The organism is Mycobacterium sp. shizuoka-1 (assembly GCF_002723835.1).
Taxonomy (GTDB): Bacteria; Actinomycetota; Actinomycetes; order Mycobacteriales; family Mycobacteriaceae; genus Mycobacterium.
In genome coordinates, this window is sequence record NZ_BEWG01000007.1 from 80,094 (window position 1) to 99,645 (window position 19,552).

The 19,552-nt window shown below is 66.2% G+C and carries 25 protein-coding genes; 15 read left to right on the forward strand and 10 right to left on the reverse strand.

Annotated features, from left to right (window positions below; all coding sequences use genetic code 11):
• The first annotated feature begins 10 nt into the window (after positions 1–10).
• The gene (locus MSZK_RS01900; protein WP_099244253.1) at positions 11–403 is read left to right on the forward strand and encodes an ectoine synthase; all 393 of its coding nucleotides are present in this window, start codon (positions 11–13) and stop codon (positions 401–403) included.
• Positions 400–1,302, forward strand: coding sequence for an ectoine hydroxylase (thpD, locus tag MSZK_RS01905; protein WP_233211072.1), 903 nt, complete (start codon positions 400–402; stop codon positions 1,300–1,302). The genes MSZK_RS01900 and thpD overlap by 4 nt, the downstream gene beginning before the upstream one ends.
• Here thpD and MSZK_RS01910 read toward each other — a convergent pair whose 3' ends face one another.
• Positions 1,303–2,073, reverse strand: a complete 771-nt coding sequence (locus tag MSZK_RS01910; protein WP_099244257.1) for an amino acid ABC transporter ATP-binding protein — start codon at positions 2,071–2,073, stop codon at positions 1,303–1,305.
• A complete protein-coding gene (locus MSZK_RS01915; protein WP_099244259.1) occupies positions 2,070–3,515 on the reverse strand; it encodes an amino acid ABC transporter substrate-binding protein/permease in 1,446 nt (481 codons plus the stop codon). Before MSZK_RS01915 ends, MSZK_RS01910 begins: the two co-directional genes overlap by 4 nt.
• A gap of 178 nt (positions 3,516–3,693) precedes the next feature.
• Here MSZK_RS01915 and MSZK_RS01920 point away from each other — a divergent pair, with 178 nt between their 5' ends.
• Positions 3,694–4,140, forward strand: coding sequence for a cupin domain-containing protein (locus MSZK_RS01920; protein ID WP_099244261.1), 447 nt, complete (start codon positions 3,694–3,696; stop codon positions 4,138–4,140).
• A gap of 59 nt (positions 4,141–4,199) precedes the next feature.
• Here the strand turns inward: MSZK_RS01920 and MSZK_RS01925 are convergent, their stop codons facing one another.
• Positions 4,200–4,871, reverse strand: a complete 672-nt coding sequence (locus MSZK_RS01925; protein WP_099244263.1) for a DUF3060 domain-containing protein — start codon at positions 4,869–4,871, stop codon at positions 4,200–4,202.
• Positions 4,872–5,107: 236 nt separating this feature from the next.
• Between MSZK_RS01925 and MSZK_RS01930 the strand changes: the two genes are divergently transcribed.
• Complete coding sequence (locus MSZK_RS01930; RefSeq protein WP_099244265.1) at positions 5,108–6,367, forward strand: hypothetical protein; 1,260 nt, start codon at positions 5,108–5,110, stop codon at positions 6,365–6,367.
• Here the strand turns inward: MSZK_RS01930 and MSZK_RS01935 are convergent.
• Entirely contained in the window at positions 6,350–6,946 is a 597-nt protein-coding gene (locus MSZK_RS01935; protein ID WP_099244267.1) for a TetR/AcrR family transcriptional regulator, read from the reverse strand. The genes MSZK_RS01930 and MSZK_RS01935 overlap by 18 nt on opposite strands.
• A gap of 100 nt (positions 6,947–7,046) precedes the next feature.
• On the opposite strand from MSZK_RS01935, the gene MSZK_RS01940 reads away from it, so the two are divergent.
• The 3 genes from MSZK_RS01940 to MSZK_RS01950 all read left to right on the forward strand — a co-directional run bounded on the left by MSZK_RS01940 (position 7,047) and on the right by MSZK_RS01950 (position 10,070).
• The gene (locus MSZK_RS01940; protein WP_099244380.1) at positions 7,047–8,045 is read left to right on the forward strand and encodes an oxygenase MpaB family protein; all 999 of its coding nucleotides are present in this window, start codon (positions 7,047–7,049) and stop codon (positions 8,043–8,045) included.
• 497 nt (positions 8,046–8,542) lie between these two features.
• Positions 8,543–9,664, forward strand: a complete 1,122-nt coding sequence (locus MSZK_RS01945; RefSeq protein ID WP_099244269.1) for a YncE family protein — start codon at positions 8,543–8,545, stop codon at positions 9,662–9,664.
• A gap of 19 nt (positions 9,665–9,683) precedes the next feature.
• The gene (locus tag MSZK_RS01950) at positions 9,684–10,070 is read left to right on the forward strand and encodes a nitroreductase/quinone reductase family protein (protein ID WP_371411271.1); all 387 of its coding nucleotides are present in this window, start codon (positions 9,684–9,686) and stop codon (positions 10,068–10,070) included.
• Here MSZK_RS01950 and MSZK_RS01955 read toward each other — a convergent pair.
• Complete coding sequence (locus MSZK_RS01955) at positions 10,067–10,384, reverse strand: hypothetical protein (protein WP_099244273.1); 318 nt, start codon at positions 10,382–10,384, stop codon at positions 10,067–10,069. The genes MSZK_RS01950 and MSZK_RS01955 overlap by 4 nt on opposite strands.
• 283 nt (positions 10,385–10,667) lie before the next feature.
• On the opposite strand from MSZK_RS01955, the gene MSZK_RS01960 reads away from it, so the two are divergent.
• Positions 10,668–10,901 (forward strand): CsbD family protein, encoded by a 234-nt coding sequence (locus MSZK_RS01960; RefSeq protein WP_099244275.1) that lies wholly within the window; start codon positions 10,668–10,670, stop codon positions 10,899–10,901.
• 49 nt (positions 10,902–10,950) lie between these two features.
• Here MSZK_RS01960 and MSZK_RS01965 read toward each other — a convergent pair whose 3' ends face one another.
• Positions 10,951–11,283: a YnfA family protein gene (locus MSZK_RS01965; protein WP_099244383.1), complete on the reverse strand. Its 333-nt coding sequence runs from the start codon at positions 11,281–11,283 to the stop codon at positions 10,951–10,953.
• Positions 11,284–11,378: 95 nt separating this feature from the next.
• Here MSZK_RS01965 and MSZK_RS01970 point away from each other — a divergent pair, with 95 nt between their 5' ends.
• Together MSZK_RS01970 and MSZK_RS01975 are read left to right on the forward strand one after the other, a co-directional pair.
• The gene (locus MSZK_RS01970) at positions 11,379–12,407 is read left to right on the forward strand and encodes an alpha/beta fold hydrolase (protein WP_099244385.1); all 1,029 of its coding nucleotides are present in this window, start codon (positions 11,379–11,381) and stop codon (positions 12,405–12,407) included.
• A 46-nt stretch (positions 12,408–12,453) separates the two neighbouring features.
• On the forward strand, positions 12,454–14,085 hold the full coding sequence (locus MSZK_RS01975; RefSeq protein ID WP_099244278.1) for a long-chain fatty acid--CoA ligase: 1,632 nt from the start codon (positions 12,454–12,456) through the stop codon (positions 14,083–14,085).
• Between the two features lie 148 nt (positions 14,086–14,233).
• Here MSZK_RS01975 and MSZK_RS01980 read toward each other — a convergent pair whose 3' ends face one another.
• Genes MSZK_RS01980 through mrf form a run of 3 tightly spaced genes read right to left on the reverse strand, consistent with a single transcriptional unit; the run spans position 14,234 to position 15,956 of the window.
• Complete coding sequence (locus MSZK_RS01980; RefSeq protein ID WP_233211073.1) at positions 14,234–14,509, reverse strand: WhiB family transcriptional regulator; 276 nt, start codon at positions 14,507–14,509, stop codon at positions 14,234–14,236.
• Complete coding sequence (locus tag MSZK_RS01985; RefSeq protein WP_099244282.1) at positions 14,506–14,763, reverse strand: type B 50S ribosomal protein L31; 258 nt, start codon at positions 14,761–14,763, stop codon at positions 14,506–14,508. Before MSZK_RS01985 ends, MSZK_RS01980 begins: the two co-directional genes overlap by 4 nt.
• Positions 14,760–15,956: a ribosome hibernation factor-recruiting GTPase MRF gene (mrf, locus tag MSZK_RS01990; protein WP_099244387.1), complete on the reverse strand. Its 1,197-nt coding sequence runs from the start codon at positions 15,954–15,956 to the stop codon at positions 14,760–14,762. Before mrf ends, MSZK_RS01985 begins: the two co-directional genes overlap by 4 nt.
• Positions 15,957–16,062: 106 nt before the next feature.
• Here mrf and rpmB point away from each other — a divergent pair, with 106 nt between their 5' ends.
• Genes rpmB through rpsR form a run of 4 tightly spaced genes read left to right on the forward strand, consistent with a single transcriptional unit; the run spans position 16,063 to position 17,027 of the window.
• The gene (rpmB, locus tag MSZK_RS01995; RefSeq protein ID WP_099244284.1) at positions 16,063–16,299 is read left to right on the forward strand and encodes a 50S ribosomal protein L28; all 237 of its coding nucleotides are present in this window, start codon (positions 16,063–16,065) and stop codon (positions 16,297–16,299) included.
• The gene (gene rpmG / locus MSZK_RS02000) at positions 16,299–16,463 is read left to right on the forward strand and encodes a 50S ribosomal protein L33 (protein WP_099244286.1); all 165 of its coding nucleotides are present in this window, start codon (positions 16,299–16,301) and stop codon (positions 16,461–16,463) included. The genes rpmB and rpmG overlap by 1 nt, the downstream gene beginning before the upstream one ends.
• Position 16,464: 1 nt before the next feature.
• Positions 16,465–16,770: a 30S ribosomal protein S14 gene (gene rpsN / locus MSZK_RS02005; RefSeq protein WP_099244288.1), complete on the forward strand. Its 306-nt coding sequence runs from the start codon at positions 16,465–16,467 to the stop codon at positions 16,768–16,770.
• Positions 16,764–17,027 carry a 30S ribosomal protein S18 gene (gene rpsR, locus MSZK_RS02010; protein WP_199203155.1) on the forward strand — a complete coding sequence of 88 codons (264 nt, stop codon included), beginning with the start codon at positions 16,764–16,766 and terminating at the stop codon, positions 17,025–17,027. Before rpsN ends, rpsR begins: the two co-directional genes overlap by 7 nt.
• 183 nt (positions 17,028–17,210) lie before the next feature.
• Here the strand turns inward: rpsR and MSZK_RS02015 are convergent, their stop codons facing one another.
• The gene (locus tag MSZK_RS02015) at positions 17,211–18,401 is read right to left on the reverse strand and encodes a lipid-transfer protein (RefSeq protein ID WP_099244292.1); all 1,191 of its coding nucleotides are present in this window, start codon (positions 18,399–18,401) and stop codon (positions 17,211–17,213) included.
• An 83-nt stretch (positions 18,402–18,484) separates the two neighbouring features.
• Between MSZK_RS02015 and MSZK_RS02020 the strand changes: the two genes are divergently transcribed.
• Positions 18,485–19,546, forward strand: coding sequence for a dihydrodipicolinate reductase (locus tag MSZK_RS02020; RefSeq protein WP_099244294.1), 1,062 nt, complete (start codon positions 18,485–18,487; stop codon positions 19,544–19,546).
• Positions 19,547–19,552 lie beyond the last annotated feature (6 nt).

Sequence of the window (19,552 nt, forward strand, 5' to 3'; positions counted from 1 at the left end):
GAGTTGATCAATGATCGTCCGAACCACCGACCAGATCACCGGAACCGATCGAGACGTGTCGGCCAAGGAATGGAGATCCAAACGCATTGTGCTTGCCGGCGACGGGGTCGGATTCTCGTTTCACGAGACGACCATCAACGCCAACTCCCTCAGCGAATTCCACTACCGGCACCATGTCGAGGCGGTGTGGGTGGTCGAGGGCAGCGGGACATTGACCAACCACGAGACGGGCGAGCAGCATCCGCTGCGCCCGGGCACGATGTACCTGCTGGACGGTCATGAGCGTCATCGGGTCACCTGTGATGAACAACTGAGGATGTTATGCGTGTTCAATCCGCCGGTGACCGGCAACGAGGTACACGACGAGACCGGCACCTACCCGCCTGCGGAGCTGGTGAAATGAGCCCGGCCCGTCAGGACAACTACCCGACTCGGTTGGCCCACGCGGTCGACCCGATCGCGCGCATCGAGCCCGCAGTGTGGGGAACCGATGCCGACGGCCCGCTTACCGACAGCGATCTGCGGGCGGTCACGACCGATGGCTACCTGGTACGCCCACAGACGCTGGGGCTCGACTGGCTGGCACCGATAGGCAACGAACTCGATCGGATAGGTGGTCTTGCGAGCGAGGACGATCCTCGCATCGTCAGAGAGCGAGACGGCACCCTTCGGTCGGTGTTCGAACCGCACGTATTCAGTCACCTGATCGCTGAAATCATCAGCCTGGATACGATATTGCCCGTAGCGCGCCAGTTGCTGGGCAGCGACGTCTATCTGCATCAGGCGCGGATCAACGTGATGCCAGGTTTTCACGGTTCCGGTTTCTACTGGCACTCCGACTTCGAAACGTGGCATGCCGAGGACGGCATGCCTGCGATGCGCGCGGTCTCGTGTTCCATCGCTCTCACCGAGAACTTTGCGTACAACGGCGCGCTGATGATCATGCCCGGCTCACACAAGACCTTCTATCCTTGTGTCGGCGCCACCCCGGAGCGAAACTACACGTCATCGCTGGTTCGGCAGGAGATCGGGGTGCCTGACCACGACACCCTGACCGCCGCGGCCGGCCGGTACGGCATCGCGCAGATCACCGGTCCGGCCGGGACGGGCCTGTGGTTCGACTGCAACATCATGCACGGCTCCGGGTCGAATATCACGCCCTACCCGCGGTCCAATATCTTTCTGGTCTTCAACTCGGTTGCCAACAGGCTGGGCGATCCGTTTGCCGCCCCTGCAGCCCGTCCGGAATACCTCGCGGCACGTAGCGCGCAGCCGTACAGCGTCGCGTCTGCGACTATGTGATCACAGAACCTTCGACAGAAATTCCTGCAGCCGAGCACTTTTCGGGTTGCCGAACACCTCGTCGGGCGAGTCATCCTCCACGATGTTGCCGTCGGCCATGAAGATCACTCGCGAGGCCACCTCCCTGGCGAAGCCCATCTCGTGGGTCACCACGACCATCGTCATACCCCCCTCGGCGAGGTCCCGCAGCACCTGCAATACGTCGCCGACCATCTCCGGATCCAGTGCGCTGGTCGCCTCGTCGAACAGCATGATCGACGGATCCATCGCCAAGGCGCGGGCGATCGCGACGCGCTGCTTCTGGCCGCCGGACAGCGTCGACGGCTTCACGTGCGCCTTCTCGGCCAGGCCCACCTGCCCGAGGAGTTCCATCGCCTTCTTCTCCGCGGCGGCCTTGTTCATTTTCTTGGTCACCAGCGGTGCCAGCGTGACGTTCTGCAGCACCGTCATGTGCGGGAAGAGATTGAAGTGCTGGAACACCATGCCGATGTGCTGGCGCACCTTGTCCAGGTCGACCTTGCGGTCGGTGAGGTCGAACGTGTCGACCACCACCTTGCCCGCCGTGATGTCCTCCAGCTTGTTCAGGCAACGCAAGAACGTGGACTTACCGGACCCGGACGGCCCGATGACGCAGACCACCTCGCCCTGTTTGATGTCGGTGCTGATGCCGTCCAGGACAACCAACTCGCCGAATGCCTTCTTGAGCCCCTCGATGTGAATCATGACGGCGCCGGGCTCTGCTGCCGCGGAATCGGGAACCAGACTGGTCATTTCACGATCCTCTTCTCCAGGCGATCCGAGAGTTTGGTCAGCGCCATGATGACCACGAAATAGATGATGCCGATGATCAGCCACATCTCGAACGACTTGTAATTGCCCGCGATGATGATGCGTCCGGTCTGGGTCAGCTCGGCGATACCGATCACCGACAGGATCGAGGTGTCCTTCAAGGTGATCACGAACTGGTTGATATAGGACGGAATCATCGTCCGGATCGCTTGCGGCAGAATCACTTTTCGCATCGTCGGCAGGTAGCCGATGCCGAGGCTGCGGGCCGCCTCCATCTGCCCCTTGTCCACCGACTGGATACCGCCGCGCACGATCTCGGTCATGTAGGCGCCCGCATTGAGCGACAGCGTGATGATGCCCGCTGTCAGCGCACTCATCTGGAAGCCCAGTGCCGAGGGGATGCCGAAGTAGATGAAGAACGCTTGCACCAGAAGTGGCGTGCCACGGAAGATGTCGACGAACGTCGTGCCGATACCGCGCAGCACGATCGACCGCGACACCCGGAACAGGCCGAAGATGACGCCGAGCACCAGTGCGATGGCGATCGAGACGACCGTCAGGATGACGGTCATCTTCAGGCCCTCGAGCAGCAGCGGGTAGGTGCTCTTGATCAGCCCGAGGTACGAGGTGTCGTTGGTGCTGGCCTTCTCGCTGAGGTAGGTGTTGATGATCTCGTCGTAATGGCCGGACTTCTTCAGATTGTCCAGTCCGGTGTTGAACTTCTGGAGCAGTTCGGCATTGCGGCCCTTGTTCACCGCAAACCCGTAGCCGGTCGGGTCCTGCTTGGGCCCCACGGTCTTGAACCCACTGCCCTGCGCGATGTTGTAGAGCAGCACCGGGTAATCCTCGAAAGCAGCCTGCGAGTTGCCGGTCTTGACCTCGTCGAACATCGAGGAGGAGTCGGCGAACGAGACCACCTGGAAGCCGTACTTGTCCTTGATGGAGTCGGCGAAGGTCGCACCCTGGGTGCCGTTCTTGACCGCCACACGCTTACCGCGCAGGTCGTCGTAGGACTTGATGTCGTTGTTGGTCTTCAGGACCGCCATCTGAATGCCGGACTCGAAGTACGGTTCGGAGAAGTCGAATACCTGCTTGCGCTTGTCCGTGATCGACATGCCGGCGATCACGCCGTCGACCTGGTTGGCCTGCACAGCCTGCAGAGCGGCGTCGAAGCCCAGCGGTTTGATGTCGACGGTGAACTTCTGGTCTTCTGCGATCGCACGGATGAGATCCATGTCGATGCCGACGAAATTGCCCTTGCTGTCTTGGAATTCGAACGGAGCAAAGGTGGTGTCGGTGGCGATCACATAGTTCTCGCCGTCGGCCGAGGCTCGGGCGGGGGAGAGTAATCCGGCCGCGAACACCGTGACGAGTGCGGCCAACACCAGTGCGGCGCCTGCCCGGCCGCTACCTCGTCGAGACATCTGCCGTAACCATCTCGTCGGCATGCGTTCCCCTCCCATTTCCGGATTGTGGGCGTGGGGTTCACGCTAATGCCACGGCTTGCTGCGTGCTCGGGTAACCGCAATTCCCTGGCGCCGCGACCGGATCTGGGTCAGGCTGAGGCCCTCCATCTACGACCCATCTACGACGAGGAGTGCCATGACCGTTCGAGCGTCGATCGTCGCGGGCATCGCTGTCGCGGTCTGCGCGGTGCTGCCCACCGGGCAGGCCGCCGCGACCCCTCCCGAGGGCGATGCCGTGCGCACCGACATCGCCAAGGGCACCACCGAGACGCCGGTGTCGATCAACACCGACGGCCCCACGACGCTGATCGTCCAGAGCCTGGTCCTGCCTCCCGGCGCGGCCAGTGGCTGGCACACCCATCCAGGTACCGAACTATCGGTGATCACCGGCGGTTCGGTGGAGTTGCAGACGGCGACAGCGTGCGACCCCGTGACGTATGCCGCCGGGCAGGCGGTGTCCATTCCCGCCGGGGTGCCACACCGGGTGGCCAACGAGTCGGGATCGCAGGCGCAGGTCGTGCTCACCTACACCATCGGTGTCGACGCGCCCGTTCGCGGCGATGCTCCCGACCCGTGCGCCTAGTAGGCAGACGCTGTTCCGCAACGGTTTTCGCACGCCAGGAATCGTCCGCGGCGCTGGTCTCAGCCCTGCTCCACGGTGTTGTCGAAGCCGGACTTGGAGATCTCCGGCGCGCCATCGCGGTAGGTGACCTTGTTCTCGATCCCGGACACGTCGATGGCATCGGCCGCGTCGACGGTCACCAGGTTGTTCATCCCGGACACGGTGACGCGGGTGCAGTGCCCGGTGATCACCACCGTGTTCTCCACGCCGCTCACGGTGACGACCCCGTCGTTACAGGCGATCCTGCGGTTCTGGTCGACCCCGGCCACGCTGAGATTGCCGCCGGGCGGCGGGGTCGCCACGGTGGCCGCCGAGGTCGACGGGGCGGGCACCGGTGCAACCGGGGTGCCGCGACTCGGCCGACTGGTAATGGTGGTGAATGTGCCGCCGCCGCCTGAGATCGTCGGGGTGCCGGGTCGGTTGACGGCGAACAACGACGTAGCCAGGATTGCGCCGCCCCCGATGATGAGCCCAACGACCATCAGCGCCAGCACAATCCAGCCGATGCGCAGGCCAGACGATGGCGGCGGCACCGACAGCGGGGGCATCGGCGGGCCGTAATAGCCGGGCGGCGGCGGTGGTGGCCAGCCGCCTGGCGGTCCGGCAGTTCCCAGCTCGCTGGTCTGGGCCTGGTCGGTCAGGGGACGCTCGAGTTCCTGGATGCGTTTTTCGGGATCGTCGTCTGGATTCATCGGCTCGCGCTCCTCGATCGGTCGTCGATCAGACTAGGGCGCGCAGCCGGCCGGCCGGGCTCGATGGCCGAACTTCCCGACGGGCCTGACCCGGTGTGGGCGCACCCGGCGGGCGTCCTCAGACGGTTTCGCAACATCGAGTCGGGATCGCGGCCCTTGATCGTCGCATTTCGACCCGCCGGTCCTGGGAGTCGCGGTATACCGTCCACTCGGTGACATCCAGTGGCGGAGGGTTGATGACGGACGTAACGGCCGAGCGCGCGCCGCGCCGTGCCTACCGCGTGCTGCTGACCCAGGGCACGCTGTACACCACCGGCACCCAGCTGGCCAACGTGTCCGTGGTGCTGCCGTTCATCTGCGCCCAGGAGGGCTACTACTGGGCTGCCGGTCTGCTCTACCCCGCTTACTGCATCGGCGTCGTCGGCGGAAACTCGCTGTCGCCGTATGTCCTTGCGCGGGCGCGACAGCTCAAGCACCTCGTGATCGCGGCCACCACGCTGCTGATGGCCGCGCTGGTGGTGGTCAGTGCCTTCTCGGCGTGGACCCGATTGTTTGTCGCGGGCATCTTCATGGCGGTGTCGCTCGCCACCGGTGTGGTGTCGGGTATCTCCAAAGTCGCGTTCTCCGAGGTGGTTTCGAGCAAGCTGGAGGACCGGCGTCGCAGTGATCTGGTGCTGACCCAAGGTGCTATCGGGGCCGTCCTCGCGATCGGGACGACCTTGGTGTTGCTGCCGTTCCTGGCCCAGCGCGACCCGGCGAACAGTCGCCTCGATCTGCTCTGGCTCGGCTCGTCCGGACTGCTCGCGGCGGCGATCGCGGCGGTGTTCATCGGTCCGGTGCAGGCTTCGGAGTCCCGCCGGGTGACCTTCGCGGAGACCTACCGCGACGGTGTACGCGCGGCGAGATCCGAATCGTGGTTCCGCCGCTACGTGGTGATTCAGCTGTTGTTCGTCCCGGTCAGCCTGGGCACCTCGTTCTTCAGCATCCACGCGTCGGTGAACCACAGCGACACCGCGGGCAGCCTGCACGTGCTGGTGATCTCGTCGAGCATCGGCATGGTGGCCGGCTCGCTGTTCTGGCGCTTCGTCAATCGCACGCTGGGGGTGCGCGGGATGCTGATCAATTCCGCACTGCTGGGCACCGCGGCCGCCGCCATCTGCGTGGTGATGGAGTACCGCGACGACCTGAATCACGTCTGGATCTACGGCATCGTGTTCATCCTGGCGACGATGGCCTACCAGGCCATCTTCAGCGCCGGGCTGGCCTGGGTCGGTGCCTTCGCCGCCGAGCAGCACCGCGGCACCCTGCTGGGCTTCGGGTCACTGGTGATCGCCGTGGAGTCCTCGCTGCTCGGTGCGGCGCTGGGCGCGGTCGCCCAGAACGCGGCGGTGGTGGGCCCGATCTTGACGCTGCTGGGGCTCAACGTGGTCGCCGGGCTGGCGGCGGTGTGGGTTGCGCCGTCGATGCACCAGTTGGAATCAACGGGGGAGCAGTAGCCGAACCGCATGGGCGACGACGGCATCGACATCGTCGCCGAGCGTGCCGGCCAGCCACTGCTGCGCCAGTTCTGCCATCGCCCCGGCGTACATCGCGGCACCCACTTCGGTTGCCACCCGATCTGATTCGGGTGCGGTGCGCATCTGTTGGTCGAGCACGAGCTCACGGACGTGGTCCTGGGCGACGGCGCGGCGCGCGGCCAGGACCGGGTTGGTGCGGGCCTCGGTGAACAGGATCTTGCCGCGACGCGGATCGGCCGCACTGAAGTCCAGAACGGCCCGGATGCCCGCCCGCAGCCGCGAGCGCTCGTCGGAGGAACCGGCCATCGCTGCGGTCAGGACGGTGCCCAGTTCACCGGCCACCTCGTCGTAGACCGCGCCCAGGAGCGCGTCGGTGTCGGCGAAACTCTCGTAGAAGTAGCGGGTGTTCAATTCCGCCGCTCGGCACACCGACCGCACCGACACGGCCGCCTCCCCGCCGTCGCCGAATAGCCCGAAGGCGGCGCGGACCAGCAGCGTTCGCCGCTCGGCCTGACGATCGGCGGGGGACACCCCGGCCCACCGGGTGGCACTCGGCATTGGCCGAGGATATACCGCCGTGACGCGGGCGCCATGCTAGTTTGGTCACGTGCGTAACCAAAATGACGCACGTCGGTGAAAGGAGCCAGCCGAGATGAAACTGCTGCTGCCACACCAACTTCTCGAGCGCAAGGTGCGATCCGAGTTCGACAAGAACATCCGCAGCCAGTTCTTTCGCGGCCTTGTGTTCGCCGGCCCCGAGGGCGACCCGGGGTGGTTCGGGCCCGGCAGCGCCGTCTGGCACGTGCACTCGCACACCTCGGCGCTGATCTTCGGGTTGCAGTGCGCGGCCTTCATCGAGCGGTTCGATCCCAGCATCTTCTGGATGGGCTCCGACCATTCCCGGGTGGTGGAACACGACGAGGACGGCAATCCGACCGGACGGCTGGACCTGAAGGGCTCTGGTGTGCGGCTGGCGCACTCGGTGGCCTTCTTCATCGGCACCGCCTACGGGTCCACCGAGACCGCCGAGCGGGTGGCCCAGACGGTGCGGGCCATGCACCACACCATCAAGGGAGTCCGGCCCGACGGGCTGCCCTATGACGCCGACGACCCGGAGTGGTTGCGCTGGAACTACGCCACCGTCGTGTGGGGCATCGCGACCGCACACGAGCTCTATCACCCCGCTCCGCTGCGCGACATCGATCGCTATTACGGCGAGTTCGTGCGGGTAGGGCACGCCCTGGGGGGAACGGACCTACCTGCGACGAAGGCCGAGACGGCCGAGTGCCTGCGCTCGTACCTGCCGAAGCTGGCCCTGACCCATGGTGCCGCGATGTTCACCGGGCCCAACCTGCTGGGCAATCCCGACGTGCCGCAGGAGGCCAAGTTCTTCGACTGGGCGATCCGCGACTGCATGCCCGACTGGGCCGCGCAGATGCTCGGCCATCGCCCGCCCCATCCGATCGAGCGGGCCGCGCGACGGGCGGCCACCTGGGCGGCGATCAACGGTGCGTATGCGGCGATGGGCCCCTTGCCGGAGTTCAAGCAGGCCCAGCGGCGGGTCGCCAACGGCACCACCGTCGCCCACACCGAACCCGGCTACGTGCTGGGCAGCGATCCGATCCGGAGTCGTGACGCCGTCGAGCAGATGGTGTGATCCGCGCCACTGGCGAATTGTCGAGATCGGCTCGCTAGCCGTGCCGAACAGCGAACTTGATGGCGAGCGGGATTGTCGCGTCATCGGAACGGGCCCTGACCGCGCAATAAAATAAGGAAATTCCTTAGGAATTTAGACGCGACTGGGGCATTGTGATTTCGGCCTCTTTTGCCCGTGGCGAGGTAAGAAAATCTAAGCGCATCGCGCGTTCGCGCGGTTGATTCGTGATCTTGAATTTCGCTGAATGTGCACGTCATTCGGGGTTTGTCGGCGCCGGGCATGCAATTGCAACGAAATGATAACGGTCATCACCTTAGGGCTTGCTGAGATCTTTGAGGTGCTTGGGAATTGGGTTGCTGAAAGCCACAAATTCCCGGTGAATTCTCTCGCTACACTCGACGCAGGCTGTTACCGCCAGGTAACACACAACGACTCAAGACAAAGCTCGGCCGGACCTCGGCCGACGGAGGTACGAGATCATGGCAAACACAACGGGAGTGACGGAAGTGTCTCAAGGCACCGGTGTTGCGGTGGCCGAACGAGTCGCCCCTGCGCACCCGCTGTGGCTGTCGTCGCTGCCCTCGATCCGACGCACCCCGATCGGCGACCTGCTTCCGCAGTTGCTGGACGGCGCCGAACTGGAGCCGCTGACCGAGCCGATCGCTGCCCCCGTCGTGACGATCGCCAGCACCCTGGCCACCGGGCACGGGCCGGTCAGTGACATGGCCGTCAGCCCCGACGGCCGGTTCTTGGTCACCGCCCATTATGGCGCCGACGTGGTGTGCGTCATCGACGCGGCGACCCTGTCGGTGACCGCCACCGTCGACGGCCTGAGCGAGCCGTACGCCGCCGTCGTCGTCAAGGACCGCGCGTACGTCAGCGCGGCCTCCAACGAGCTGGACGCCGTCGTGGCCGTCGACACCCGCACCGCGGTGCCGTTGGCCGCCAAGACCTTTGAGTTGACCGCCGGCGGACTGGCGGTCAGCCCGGCCGCCGACGTGCTCTATGTGGCGCGGACCGGTGACGAAGTCGTCGACATCGCCGCCGTCGACATCGAGACCGGTGAGGTAACCGCCATCGCGATCCCGGCCGCGCCGGGAACCTCGGTCGAGGCGCTGCGCATCAGCGCCGACGGCAATCGCTTGTTCGCCGCGCTGACCACGCCGACCGGCGGCATGCTGGCGATCATCGACCCCAACGGCCGTGCGGTCGCGCAACTCGTGCCGGTCGCCGGCTCCATCGGGGATGTCGCGGTAATGCCCAACGGCCGCACAGTGTTTGCCACCGGAACCGATGTCGAGTCCGGCGGCGCCATCCACGTCATCGACGTGATCGGAGCTCGGGTCACCGACACCATCGAGATGGGCGGCGTGCCCACCGGGGTTGTGCTCGGCCGCGGCGGCAAGTGCGCCTACATCGTGGACCGCAACGAGATCGCCGTGCTGTGTACCGCCACCACCGAGATCGTCGACAGCTTCGTGATCGGGCCCCAGTTGTCCTGCCTGGCCGCCGACCCGGTGCGTCAACGGCTGTACGCGGCCGACTTCGCCGGGGTGATCACCGCGCTGCGTCTGCAGCCCGCGACGCAGCGTGCGCCGTTGGCCGCCGCGGCATCCTGACGCCTGCCACGATGGAGTCATGGGGATGACTCCGCGCCAGCGCATCGTCAACGCCGTCCAGCGCTACGTCGCCAATCCGGTGATGCGTGCTGTCCCGGCTCAGACCCTGCTGGAGACCACCGGCCGTACATCCGGCCTGCCCCGTCACACCCCGATCGGTGGCCTGCTGGACGGCAGTGAATTCTGGCTGGTCTCGGAATTCGGAGACCGATCGCAGTACGTCCGCAACATCGCGGCCAACCCGCGGGTGCGGGTGCGGGTCCGGGGACGCTGGCACAGCGGAACGGCCACCCTGCTCCCCGAGGACGACGCGCAGGCCAGGCTGGCGCAACTTCCCCGGATGAACAGTGCTGCGGTGCGTGCGATGGGCGACAACCTGCTCACCATCCGCGTCGACCTGGACTAGTGCGCGCTGCAGTCCAGTGACACCGAGATGGTCTGGCTGGTGATGACCGGCACCAAGATGGTGCGGTCGTTGCCCCGGCCCGGACCGGTATAGGGCACCCACTGGGTGACGGTCTGCGGGTTACGCACATTGGTGACCACACACTTCGACATCGGTCCCGTCCCGATCCGGTCGATGTTGACGGTGTAGCCCTGCTGCTGCAACTGGTTGATCGTGCTCTGGGCCGAATCGTCCGCCCATGCCGTCGCGGCCGGGCCCGCGATGATGCCACCCACTGCTGCCGCCACCGCGGCCAGCGTCGCTGCGGTTCGCATGACCGCGCCTCCTCGTCTTCGACCCAATGATCCTCAAGGTACATCGCCGCCACCACCCAAAACGTTCCGCGGACGGGGCTCCGTTTCGCCGGCAGAGAAACCGTGCGCCGAATTGCTTTCTGACTGAGCTTGTTTAGCCCGTGCGGGGCGGGGCAACCCGAAGCCAGGGCAGGCAGCGCGTCGCGAATCAACAACGGAGTTCGCGGCGATGGGCAGGCCCGGGGATGCATTGGTGCTCATGTGCCACATCCTGCACAGCATCCACAGCCATCGAGGAGGACCCATGGCAGACAACAGCGGACCCGAAGAGGGCATCAAGGGCGTCGTCGAAGACGTCAAGGGCAAGGCCAAGGAGGCCGTCGGCACCGTCACCGGGCGTGGCGACCTCACCGAGGAAGGCAAGGCCCAGCAGGACAAGGCCGACGCCCAGCGTGATGCCGCAGCCAAGGAGGCCGAGGCCGACAAGGCCCGCGCCGAGGCCAAAACTCAAGAAAAGCGCCAAGAGGCGCATCAGTAGCGAACACGCCACAGGCCCGGCCGGTGCATCCGGCCGGGCCTGTGCGCGATCAGGTGCCCCTCGGGGCGTACATGATCAACCCCACGCCCGCCAGGCAGATCAGCGACCCGGTCACATCCCAGCGGTCTGGCCGGAACCCGTCGGCCACCATTCCCCACAGCAACGAGCCCGCCACGAAGACACCGCCGTATGCCGCAAGAATCCGGCCGAAATGTGCATCAGGCTGCAGGGTTGCCACGAAACCATAAGCGCCCAAAGCGATTACACCGAGCCCGATCCACGCCCAGCCGCGGTGTTCGCGCACCCCCTGCCAGACCAGCCAGGCGCCCCCGATCTCCAGCAGCGCCGCGGCCACGAACAATGCGATCGATTTGCCCACCATGGCGCTCAGCATGGCACGGACGACCGGTCACAACCGCGGCGCGCAGTTGCCAACGACACAGTGTGTGCACGCGGCCAGCGGTGAACACCACGGCCATGACCACGACAGCGCCGGCACGCAACCGCATCCGGCTGTGCCACCAGGTCCTTCGCCTCGACGACGGGCACCGCGTCGGCGTCTCGGTCGGTGGTCACGGCACGCCCCTGGTCTTCCTGCACGGCTACGGGATGACCGCGGCGGCCTATCGGCGCCTGCTGCGCCGCCTCGGTGGCCTGGGATTCACGGTGATCGCTTTCGACGCCGCAGGCCACGGCAGCACCCCGACTCTTCCGGCTGACGCCACCCTGGAAGCCCGGGTCGACCTCACCCTGCGGGCCCTCGACGCGCTGGGCGTCGACCGGGCGGTGTTCCTCGGCCACTCGATGGGTGGGCGGATGATCGTCGACCTGGCGGCCCGGGCACCCGAACGCGTGGTGGCCGCGGTGCTGCTGAACGCGGCAGCCGGCGCGCCGTTCGACGAGTCGATCGCACCGGGGCGCCGGTCGCCGCGGGCGATCGTGGGTCGTCTGTTCGCCGCGGTCGTCGATGCCCAGGGTGACCCCAGGCATCTGCCGGCCGCCGAACTGCTCGGCTATGTGCGGCTGATGTCCGGCGTCCTGGCTCGAAACGTCCGGGCGCCGTGGGGCCTGACCGGAGCGCTGCGCGCGATTCTGGGCTCGGGCGACTTCGGCGCCAAGCTTGCCGCCATGCGCGACCACGCGGTGCCGACCATCGTGGTGCATGGCGACAAGGACGGCGTCGTGCCGTTCGACAATGCCTACGACATGGCCGAGCGGGCCGACGCCACGCTGTATCGAGTGCCCGGCGCACACCATTCCTGGATGCTGGCCCGGCCACGGCAGGCCGCCGACATGATGCGCCAACTTCTCGACGCCGAACTCGGCCGAATTCTGGCCGCGGCGAATCGGCCTGCCGATGCCCGCGTGCTGGGGCCCGACGAGATCGATCCGGTCGAGCTCGACCTGCTGCGGTCGCCGGCCCGCCGCTGCCCGGGCCGGCCGCAGTGGCGCCGGATCAGTCTGCGGTGGTCGCGCCGGGTCACACTGGTTGCGCTGACCGGGTAGCCCATCCCGGGGTTCTGGGCGAGCCCGCCACGATAGATTCGGGCCCATGCACAGCACCATGCAGGACTTCCCCCTGACCATCGCCGCGATCTTGCGGTACGCCGTCACCGTGCACGGTGACCGGACGGTGACCACCGCGACCGGCGACGGCGGCTTCCGGCACGCCACGTACCGGGAGGTGGGCCACCAGGCCGGCCGGCTGGCCAACGCGTTGCGCCGACTCGGCGTGACCGGAGACGACCGGGTCGCGACGTTCATGTGGAACAACCAGGAGCACCTGGAGGCGTACGTTGCGGTCCCGTCGATGGGTGCGGTGCTGCACACCCTGAACATCCGGCTGTTCCCCGAGCAGATCGAATTCGTGGCCTACGAGGCCGAGGACAAGGTGGTGATCGCCGACCTGTCTCTGGCGCCGATCCTGGCTCCGGTGTTGCCCCGGATGGAGACGGTCCACACCGTGATCGCGGTCGGCGCCGGCGATCTGGCCCCGTTCGAGGCTTCGGGCAAGCGCGTGCTGCGCTACGACGAGGTCACCGCCGCCGAATCGGACGACTTCGACTGGCCGGATGTCGACGAAAACTCGGCCGCGGCAATGTGTTACACCAGCGGGACCACCGGCCACCCGAAGGGTGTGGTGTACGGGCATCGGTCGAGCTATCTGCATTCGATGGCGGTGTGCAGCGGTAACGGGATGGGATTGAGCTTCTCGGACAAGGCTTTCCCGATCGTGCCGATGTTCCACGCCAACGCCTGGGGTCTGCCCTACGCCGCGCTGATGGCCGGAGCCGACATCGTGCTGCCCGATCGCTTCATGGACGCGACCTCGCTGGTCACCCTGATCGAGACCCAGCGCCCGACGGTGGCCGGCGCGGTCCCGACCATCTGGAACGACGTGATGAACCACCTGGACCGCAATCCCGGCCACGACATTTCGTCGCTGCGCCTGGTCGCCTGCGGCGGTTCGGCTGTCCCGGTGTCACTGATGAAGACCTTCGAAGAGAAGCACGGAGTGCAGATCCGCCAGCTGTGGGGGATGACCGAGACCTCTCCGATGGCCACCCTGGCCTGGCCGGCCCCGAATACGCCTGCCGACAAGCAGTGGGAGATCCGCGGGACGCAGGGGAGGCCGATGTGCGGGGTGGAGGCCCGCATCGTCGACGACGAGGGTGCTCAGCTGCCCAATGACGGCGAGGCGGTCGGGGAACTCGAGGTGCGCGGTCCGTGGATCACCGGGTCGTACTACCGCAACACCGACGAGTCCAAGTTCCAGTCCGGCTGGCTGCGCACCGGTGACGTCGGCCGCATCGACGAGCAGGGCTACATCACGCTCACCGACCGGGCCAAGGACGTGATCAAGTCCGGCGGCGAGTGGATCTCGTCGGTGGAGCTGGAGAACCACCTCATCGGCCACCCGGCGGTGCGCGAGGCCGCGGTGGTCGGAGTGCCCGACGAGCGCTGGCAGGAGCGCCCGCTGGCGGCCGTCGTGGTCCAGGACGGGGCTGAGGTGACACCGGAAGAACTACGGGAGTTCCTTGCGGACAAAGTCGTTCGGTGGTGGCTGCCCGAGCGGTGGACGTTCGTCGACGAGATCCCGCGGACCAGCGTCGGCAAGTACGACAAGAAGACCATCCGGGCTCGGCACGCCGACGAGGCCTACGAGGTCACCTACGTGTCCTAGCGCCGAAACCGACACACGGGCGCGAGATCGCGAGTAGATCGCGCCATTTCGTCAATCTCGGTGGGCGAACCCGACGGCTCGCCGGCCTTGGTGACCACTGAATGCCACATCATCATCCACCTAACCTCTTTTGACGATCATCGGTTGATCACGAGACGGCGCGCTTGCGCATGGCGTTGCGTTCCGCCGGCGTCGTCGCGCCCCAGACTCCATGCTGCTCGGAGATTTCCATTGCATAGGTCAAGCAACGCCGACGAACGTTGCAGGACAGGCAGATCCGCTTGGCATTCGCCTCATGCGCAGTGCGAAGCGAGCCTTTCTCGGTGGAAGCAAGAAAGAAGACCTCGATCGGCATACCGCGGCAGCGGGCCTGCAGCCGCCACTCCTGATCAGGATCGAGTGAGTGGTGTGCTCGTTCGGTCAACGGCGCTCACCGTACCGACGCCGGAACTTCTCGACCTGACCGGCGGTGTCCATGATCCGTCGCGCGCCGGTCCAAAACGGATGGGAATCCGAGCTGACTTCGACCATCACCAGCGGATAGGTCGCGTGCCCATCAGCCGTCTCGAGATCGATGGTTCGCGAGGTGGTGATGGTGGAGCGGGTCAGGAACGTCGCACCGGTCGTGGCGTCTTGGAAGACCACCGGTCGGTACTCGGGGTGGATGCCAGGCTTCATCGCTCGTCTCCGTACTTCGTTGTGGGGTTAACCAATTCGGCATGTGTGGGTGATTCGTCACACGGGTCCTCATGCCAGTCGCCAAACGGGTCACCAAAACGCGGCCAACGCTCGGGATGGGCCATTTCGTCATCGGTCAGCAACGCGGCCCGCAGCGTCGCGGTGATCTCGTCGGGGTCGGCTCCGCAGGCCAGCGCCACCATGGCGGTTCGGCGGTCGCCGTAGCGGTCGTCCCAGATCAGTCCGGCCAGTGCCCGGCGTTCGGACTCCACATAGACGAGCTCCGAATCATCCATGGCAGCAAGCCATTTGCCGCCCGAACTGACGCGCAGGCCGCCGCCGGCCGACTCCAGGTACATCATCTGATCGGGCTGGCTGGCCAGCCAGAGGCGACCACGGGTGCGCACCACCCCGGTCAGCAGGACATCGACCGCGTCGTGCAGCCGGTGCGGGTGGAAGGGCCGGTCGGCGTCGAACTCGACGAGGGCGACGTCGCCGTCGGCGTTCAGCGGGGGCTGACCGGCCAACAGCGGGCCGCACGGGTCATCACTGCCACCGCGGCGGGCGGTGGATTCCAGATTCGCCAGCGCCTCCTCGATGTGCTCCTCGGCCTGGAGGATCCACGCGCGAGGGGCAAGGCGACGGAGTACCGCCAGGGTCCTGGGGTCCAGCTGCGGTGCCAGCACGACGTCGGCGAATTCGGTCTGTCCGACCACGACTTGGGCGACGGTGCGCCCGTCGTCGAGTTCGTCGTCACCCAGCGCGCTGGGTAGCCATTCGCCGCCATCCTGGCAGGTGATCACCCCCGCGATCTCGACGTCGCGCGCGGCCGGGCCGTCGGCGAAGCCCGGACCCAGGCGTACTCGAACATGGTTGATCGCCCAGCAGATCGGCTCGGGCTCCAGCCACGGCGCCAGGTGCACCACGATCCGGTCGACATCGTCGCGACGGTGCAGCCGGCGCAAGAGGACCAACAGGTCGTTACGCACCGTGCAGGACAGGCAACCGTGGGACAGCTCGAGGGCGCAGTCCGCGGTTGTCGGGATCTGGTTTTGCATGGTGGTCACCAGGCGATGTACGACGTGACCGTCGAATCGATGCCGTACGACCAGCGTTCGCTCGTGGCGCAGTAGGACTCTGGCCGCGGCGTCGGTATCGCCTTGTCCCGTGACGAGCAGTACCGGGGTCCGCACCGCACCTCCCATAGTGAAAACGATTTCCATTAGTGCGCCTCACACGGTACAGTCCGACGCGGCACTTGTCGAAAACGATTTTCAATAATTATCGCGGGAGGTCCTCGTGTCCGCACGCTGCCAAGTCACCGGACGGGAACCGGGTTTCGGCAACTCGGTATCGCATTCGCATCGGCGCACCAGGCGACGCTGGTCGCCCAACATCCAGCTCAAGACCTACTACCTGCCGTCGGAGAGTCGTCGCGTCCGGCTACGGGTCAGCACCAAGGGCATCAAGGTCATCGACCGCGACGGGATCGAAGCCGTGGTCGCGCGGCTTCGCCGGGAAGGGCAGAAAATCTGATGGCACGCAACGAGATTCGGCCAACGATCAAACTCCGGTCGACAGCGGGAACGGGCTACACCTACGTTACCAAGAAGAACCGGCGCAACGACCCGGATCGTCTGACCCTGCGCAAGTACGACCCGGTGGTCCGCCGACATGTCGACTTTCGTGAGGAGCGCTGACATGGCCAAAAAATCCAAGATCGTCAAGAACGACCAGCGCATCGAGATCGTGGCCAAGTATGCCGAGCGCCGCGCCGAGCTCAAACGCATCATCGCCGCACCGCACAGTTCGTTCGATGAGAAAGCCAGCGCACAAAGGGAATTGGCACGTCAACCCCGCGATGCCAGCGCGGTGCGGGTGCGTAACCGCGATGCCGTCGACGGGCGTCCGCGCGGGCATCTGCGCAAGTTCGGGCTGTCCCGGGTAAGGGTGCGGGAGCTGGCCCACCAGGGTCATCTCCCCGGAGTGCGGAAGGCGAGCTGGTGAAAGCGAAGGCATCGCGGCGCCGGCCGGCTCCGGTCACCGAGGGCAAACCCAGGCGAAACCAGCTCACCAGCATGGGGCTGACCACAGTGGACTACAAGGACACCGCCGCACTGCGGGTGTTCATCTCCGAGCGGGGAAAACTCCGCTCCCGCAGGGTCACCGGGCTCACAGTCGGCCAGCAACGTCAAGTCGCGCTGGCGATCAAGAACGCCCGAGAGATGGCCTTGCTGCCCTACCCGAGCTCTGCATCGAGATAGGCGTGCACACCCGAGCGCACCCCGACCGGCCCCGCCCGCTGGGTCGGGCCGATCCTCGACGTCTGCGACCTCACCGACGTCTGCGAGTGGATCGTGCAGGGCCGGTGGGATTCAAGCGCACTTCCCGCGCGCCTGCAGAGCCCGCTGATGCAATTCAGCCACGCCAGTCGGCGAAACTGATCCCTACCGCTGCGCCCGCTGATACGCCGTGACGACGGCTGCCCCGCCGAGGCCGATGTTGTGCTGCAGCGCGGCGGTCACGTTGTCCACCTGGCGCTTGTCCGCGGTGCCGCGCAGCTGCCAGGTCAGCTCGGCGCACTGCGCCAGACCGGTCGCGCCCAGCGGATGGCCCTTGGAGATCAGCCCACCCGAGGGGTTGACCACCCAGCGTCCGCCATAGGTGGTGTCGCCTGCGTCGATCAGTTCGGGTGCTTCGCCCGCGCCGCACAGGCCGAGGGCTTCATAGAGCAGTAGCTCGTTGGCCGAAAAGCAGTCGTGCAGCTCGATCACCTGGAAGTCGGCCGGGCCCAACCCGGACTGATCGTAAACCTGCTGGGCGGCCTGCACATTCATGTCGTAACCGATGATGTTGGCCGCGCTGCCGTCGAAGGTCGACGCGAAATCGGTGGTCATCGCCTGGCCGACGATCTCGACCGCCTGATCGGCCAGCCCGTGCGTGTCGACGAACGCTTCGCTGGCCACGATCGCCGCGCCGGAACCGTCGGAGGTGGGCGAGCACTGCAGCTTGGTCAGCGGATCGGAGATCATCTTCGCGCCCAGGATGTCGTCGAGGGTGTACTCCTCCTGGAACTGCGCATACGGATTGTTCACCGAATGCTTGTGGTTCTTGTAGCCGATCTTTGCGAAATGCTCGGCGGTGGTGCCGTACTTCTTCATGTGCTCGCGACCGGCCGCACCGAACATCCACGGCGCGACGGGAAACGTCATCGAGTCGGTTTCGTTGAGAGCGACGATATGACGCATCAGCGGCGACTCGCGATCATCGGCGCCACCACCGAGTGAGCCCGGCTGCATCTTCTCGAAACCCAGCGCGATGGTGCAGTCGGCGAGGCCGCCGCGGATGGCCTGAGCGGCCAGATACAGCGCCGTCGAGCCGGTCGAACAGTTGTTGTTGACGTTGACGATCGGGATGCCGGTCATGCCGAGCTCGTAGAGTGCCCGTTGCCCGGAGGTGGAGTCCCCCGAGCAGTAACCGACGTAACCCTGCTGCACCTCGGCGTAGTCGATTCCGGCATCGGCCAGCGCCTTGGTGCCGGACTCGTTGGCCATCTGGGGGTAGTCCCAGCCCTCTCGGCGGCCCGGCTTCTCGAACTTGGTCATTCCGACCCCGACCACGAAAACCCTGTTCGGCATAGCAATCCCTTCCGTCTGCAGTGACGATCCCGCTAGTGTAGACCCGCCTGTAACACGTTCTAGTTTTCCGCGGAGGAGCACCAATGGCGTTGCGAGTCGTGCAGTGGGCAACCGGGTCGGTCGGTGTCGCGGCGATCAAGGGCGTTCTCGAACACCCCGAACTCGAACTGGCCGGATGCTGGGTGCATTCGGCCGGCAAGGCGGGCAAGGACGTCGGCGAGATCATCGGCACCGAGCCGCTGGGGGTGACCACTACCAACAGCCTCGACGACATCCTCGCTCTGGAGGCCGACGCGGTGATCTACGCGCCGCTGCTACCCAACCTGGACGAAGTGACCGCCCTGCTGCGCTCCGGCAAGAACGTCGTGAGCCCGGTGGGGTGGTTCTACCCGAGCGAATCCGAGGCCGCGCCCCTGCAGGCGGCGGCGCTCGAGGGCGACGTCACCCTGCACGGCGCCGGGATCGGACCCGGCGCGGCCACTGAACTGTTCCCGCTGCTGCTGTCGGTGATGTCGACCGGAGTGACCCATGTGCGCGCCGAGGAATACTCCGACCTGCGCACCTACGGAGCCCCCGATGTGTTGCGCCACGTGATGGGATTCGGCGGCACGCCGGAGAGCGCCCTGACCGGCCCGATGCAGAAACTGCTCAACGGTGGCTTCTTCCAGTCGGTCCGGCTGATCGTGGACCGGTTGGGCTTTGCCGCCGAACCGCAGATCCGCACCTCCCAGGAGGTCGCGGTCGCGACCGCGCCGATCGATTCGCCGATCGGGGTCATCGAGCCTGGCCAGGTTGCCGGCCGCCGCTTCCACTGGGATGCCGTGGTGACCAACACGGTCGTCGTGCGGATCACCGTCAACTGGCTGATGGGTGAGGAAAACCTGGACCCCGCATGGTCGTTCGGCCCGGCGGGGGAGCGCTACGAGATGGAGGTGCGGGGGAACCCGAATACCTTCGTCACGGTCAAGGGCTGGCAGCCCGAAAGCGTCGAAGAGGGACTCGTCAGCAACCCGGGGGTGGTGGCCACCGCCGCGCACTGCGTCAACTCGATCCCGGCGACGTGTGCAGCCGAACCGGGGATCGCCACCTTCTTCGATCTACCGCTGATCACCGGACGAGCGGCGCCCCAGCTGGCGCGGCACTAAGGCTCC